The sequence below is a fragment of the Pseudomonas sp. BGI-2 genome, assembly GCF_004310295.1.
Lineage (GTDB): Bacteria > Pseudomonadota > Gammaproteobacteria > Pseudomonadales > Pseudomonadaceae > Aquipseudomonas.
The window spans coordinates 1-1,287 of the sequence record NZ_SISB01000098.1 but is presented as its reverse complement, the minus strand read 5'-3'; the positions used below and the strand labels follow the sequence as shown (position 1 = coordinate 1,287).

General features: G+C 54.7%; 1 protein-coding gene. It reads left to right on the top strand.

The features are described from left to right. Positions 1-269: 269 nt before the first annotated feature. Positions 270-1,265 (top strand): IS110 family transposase, encoded by a 996-nt coding sequence (locus tag EYC95_RS30015; RefSeq protein WP_131063537.1) that lies wholly within the window; start codon positions 270-272, stop codon positions 1,263-1,265. Positions 1,266-1,287: the final 22 nt, after the last annotated feature.

The window sequence follows — 1,287 nt, the reverse complement described above, 5'->3', positions numbered from 1 at the left end:
CCTTGTATGTTGACCCTGATTCCAACGAGAGAGGTTACGCTTAAGGATTCATACAACAGCAAGTGCGTTTCTGGGGGAGGCCGATCGCTCCTGAAGGCAGGATTTGCTCCTGACCTTGTCTGTAGAGAGGCCCCCCCGCCTCATTGCCCACCACGAAGAGTATCGAGAAGCCGACAAGTCGGACTTCGCATTACAAGGTTGCAGTGGCATGAAGTTCGAGGTCGGGGGAACCAGGAGCAATCTTACCGAAAATCAGGGAAGTGAAAACCATGAATACTCATGTCGGCATAGACATTGGTGCCCGCACGTCTGCTATGGGATGGCGGCAGAACGGTAAAACATCAGGCCAGTGGGACATTCAGCACACCCCCAAGGGGCGTAAGGCTGCCGTGACCAAGATGTTGGGCCTCAAACCGCTGAGCGTGGTCATGGAGGCCACCGGCATTTACTACTTGGACCTGGCGATAGAGTTGCATGCCGCCGGCTTACCGGTCTCGGTGATCAACCCCAAAAGCTTCCATAACTTTGCCAAGCTGATGCTGCAAAACAGCAAAACTGACCAGATTGATGCTCAGTTGCTGGCCGAGTATGGCGAACGCATGGCGCCAAGACTTTGGGTGCCACCTACCGCAGATCAACTGATGCTGCGTGCGATTGGGCGCCATATCAACCGGCTGATTGGCCATCGGACCCGAGCCAAGAACGAGTTGCACGCACTACAAGCGACGCAAACGAGCGTTGAGCTGCTGATCGAGGATGAAAAAGATGCGATTGCAGCGCTAGACACACGGATTGATCGTTTGAAGAAGGCTGCACGCGAGGCCATCGCCAAATGCCCGGATCTGAGTTTGCAGTTTCGCTGCATGATGGCTGCACCCGGCGTGGGAGAGGCCTCGGCCATCGCAGCACTGGCTGAGTTGACGACACTTCCTGTGACGCTTAAATCGGCGCAGGTAAGCCGTTATGCAGGACTCGATGTAAGGCTGACCCAGTCAGGCACCAGCGTGAACCGGCCAGGGCGAATGTCCAAATGCGGCAACGCGTATTTACGGGCAGCGATGTTCATGCCGGCAATGACGGCAATTCGCTGTGATGAGAATGTGAAAGCCTTTTACGAGGCGCTGGTAGCCCGCGGCAAGAAGAAAATGCAGGCCATCGGAGCAGTGATGCGTAAATACCTGACCGGGTTATGGGCATGCATGCGTTCTGGAGAAGAATTTAATACGGCCAAGCTTTTTAGCGAAAAACATCTCGCGAAAGCTTGACCGTGAACAGAGTATCTACAGG